We start from the raw sequence: 2581 nt of genomic DNA, 5'->3' as shown, positions 1-2581 counted from the left end.
GGATCCGCTCGAACTTGGTCCAGCCGCGCCAGCCGCGCTCCTCGAGCCGTTCCAGGAGCCGACGGGCAATCGGGACCGAGTCGAGGAAGACCGAGTCGAGGAGCTGCGCGAGCTCGTCGGGCATCACCTCGTCGTGGTTCTCCCATCCCTCGGCATCGGCCTCGATAAGGGCGACGAGTCGGTCGCCCACGGCCGCCACCCGCGGGTCGTCCGCCTCCCAGTCGATCATCGCGGCGAGATCGCGGTAGAGTTCGACCGTTGCCGGGTCGTCGAGTTGCTGCTGCTTCAGCTTCATGTAGAGCGACATGTGCTCCGGGAGTTGGGCGGCCACCAGGATCCAGGAGTCCCGCTCGCCCCCGATCATCAGGTCCGGTAATCCGAGCTCACGCATCCGGTCGAGGTACGCCACCGCCTCGGGCGGCAGGGCCAGACTGTCTCCGGCTGCCAGCTGCGCGATCCGCTCGCGGTGCCGTTGCCGCTCCCTGATCTCCGCGCGCAGGCGCTGGTCGATGTCGGCGACGGCAGCGGTGAACTCCTCCTCGCTCGCGGCCAGCAGCTCGCGGACGCGCGCGAGCGGCACGCCGGCGTCGGCGAGCGTGCGGATCTTGATGAGCTCGACGACGGCGTGGGCGTCGTAGCGCCGGTAGCCCGAGTGGTCGCGCTCCGGTTCCGGCAGGAGACCCTTGGCGTGGTAGTGCCGCACCGCGCGCACGGTGACGCCGGCGTACGACGCCAGCTGGCCGATCATGAGCACCGCGCCAGTCTCCTATTTCGCGGGCACGCGGAGGAACAGCCGACGCGACCACAGGTAGCCGAGCAGCGCGATCAGGACGCACCAGCCGATCGCGAGCCACAGGTCGGAGTCCGTCGGAGCGCCCGTGACGAGTGCGCGCAGGGTGTCGATCATCGGGGTGAACGGCTGGTGCTCCGCGAACTGGCGCAGCCCGGCCGGCATCGCGTCGGTCGGCACGAAGCTGCTGCTGATGAACGGCAGGATCATCAGGAACATCGGGGTGTTACTGGCCGTCTCGACGCTGTCCGCCGCCAGGCCCATGCCGACGGTCAGCCAGGTGAGCGAGAACGCGATGAGGATAAGCAGCCCGATCACACCGAGCCAGCCGAGCGGACCGGCGTCGGAGCGGAACCCGAGCAGGAACGCGAACGCCGTCACGATCACCACGGCGAATCCGGTCTTGATGACAGCGCCCAGCACCTGGCCGGTGAGCACCGACACCCGGGCGATGTCCATGGTGCGGAACCGGGCGATGATCCCGGTGGTCATGTCGGTCGCGGTCGAGATCGCGGTGCCGAGCGCGACGCTGGCGACGGTCATGAACAGGATGCCCGGCGTGATGAACACGAGGTAGTCGCCGCGGTCTCCACCGCCCTCCTGGCCCGGCAGGCCGGCGCCCAGGGTCCCGCCGAACACGTACACGAACAGCAGCAGGAACAGGATCGGCTGCGCGACCAGCATGATCGACAACGAGGGATAGCGGCGGATGTGCAGCAGGTTGCGCCGCAGCATCGTCGCCGAGTCACGGACGGTGTAGGTGGTGCTCATGCGGGGATCTCCTCGGCTACGGGCGCCTCGGCCGCGTGGCCGGTGAGCACGAGGAACACGTCGTCGAGGTCGGCGGACTCGACCGTCAGGCCGGCGACACCGTCGTCGTCGAGGCCGTCGAGCACGCGGCGCAGCCCGGCGATGCTGCCGCCGCCCGGCACCTTCAGGGTGAGTGTCTCGGCGTCGGAGATGGCCTCCGGGTGCGCCGCCGCTGCCGCGGCCAGACCCGCGGCGTCGGTGAACTGCACCGACACGTGCCCGCCGGGCACCCGCCGCTTCAGCTCCGCGGCCGTGCCCTCGGCGACCAGGCGGCCACCGTCGAGGACCCCGATCCGGTCGGCCAACTGGTCGGCCTCCTCGAGGTACTGCGTCGTCAGCAGCACCGTCACGCCGTCGGTGACCTGCTCGCGCACGATCGCCCACAGATCTCGACGGCTGCGCGGGTCGAGACCGGCCGTCGGCTCGTCCAGGAAGATCAACCGGGGCCGGGCGATGAGCGTCATCGCCAGATCCAGCCGCCGCTTCATGCCGCCCGAGTAGGTCTGCGCCCGCCGGTCGGCCGCGTCGACGAGGTCGAAGCGCTCCAGCATCACGGTCACGGCGGTGGTCGCGGTCACCCGGTCCAGGTGCGCCAGGTCGGCCATCAGCCGCAGGTTCTCACGGCCGGTGAGCAGCTCGTCGATCGCCGAGAACTGCCCGGTGACACCGATCGCGGCGCGCGCCCCGGCGGGCTCCCGTCGTACGTCGAAGCCGGCGACGCGGATCTCGCCGTCACCGGGGGCCAGCAGGGTGGAGAGGATGTTGACGATGGTCGTCTTGCCGGCGCCGTTGGGTCCGAGGAGCGCGTAGACGGTGCCCTCCGGGACGGTCAGGTCGACGCCGTCCAGCACGGTGTGGTCGCCGTAGGACTTGGTGAGTCCGGAAACCTCGATCGCGGGGTTGGTAGCGGTCATGCCGCCATGCTGGAAGCCTGACGCAGGGTCAAGGTCAAGCCAGTGCCCGCAGGAGACCTTTCTGGGC

At 70.2% G+C, this 2581-nt stretch carries 3 protein-coding genes; all 3 read right to left on the bottom strand.

The window, feature by feature from the left end; all coding sequences use genetic code 11:
- A partial coding sequence (locus tag MXD62_RS27260; RefSeq protein WP_248832263.1) for a MerR family transcriptional regulator occupies positions 1-754 on the bottom strand: 754 nt, incomplete at its 3' end.
- Positions 755-766: 12 nt separating this feature from the next.
- Positions 767-1561, bottom strand: coding sequence for an ABC transporter permease (locus MXD62_RS27255; RefSeq protein ID WP_248832262.1), 795 nt, complete (start codon positions 1559-1561; stop codon positions 767-769).
- A complete protein-coding gene (locus tag MXD62_RS27250) occupies positions 1558-2514 on the bottom strand; it encodes an ABC transporter ATP-binding protein (protein ID WP_248832264.1) in 957 nt (318 codons plus the stop codon). Before MXD62_RS27250 ends, MXD62_RS27255 begins: the two co-directional genes overlap by 4 nt.
- Positions 2515-2581: the final 67 nt, after the last annotated feature.

Origin of the sequence: Frankia sp. Mgl5 (assembly GCF_023242985.1) — a bacterium.
In the GTDB taxonomy this organism is placed as follows: Bacteria; Actinomycetota; Actinomycetes; order Frankiales; family Frankiaceae; genus Parafrankia; species Parafrankia soli.
The sequence above is the reverse complement of the archived record's forward strand: the minus strand, read 5'-3'. Positions and strand labels throughout refer to the sequence as shown.